At 71.3% G+C, this 237-nt stretch carries 1 pseudogene; it reads left to right on the plus strand.

The features are described from left to right. Positions 1-237: pseudogene (locus EXE45_RS19050) on the plus strand (arsenic resistance protein); the annotation flags it as partial.

Here is a 237-nt window from a genome sequence, read left to right on the forward strand (position 1 = left end):
CGCCGCGGTCGCCGGACGGACGCTGCTCGACCCGCGACGGGGCGTCGCGCTCGTGTACGCGACCAGCATGCGAAACCTGTCGATCGCGCTGGCGATCGTCGTCGCCGGGGACGCGGTGCCCTCCGGGGCGGTGTTACCGATCGCGCTGGCGTACGTTATCCAGCCCCCGCTCGGCGCGGTCTACATGCACTATCGGCGCGACGTCGTCGGTGAGGGACGCTCTCTCCGTGAAGCGGT

It is taken from the genome of Halorubrum sp. SP9 (assembly GCF_005435015.1).
Lineage (GTDB): Archaea > Halobacteriota > Halobacteria > Halobacteriales > Haloferacaceae > Halorubrum > Halorubrum sodomense.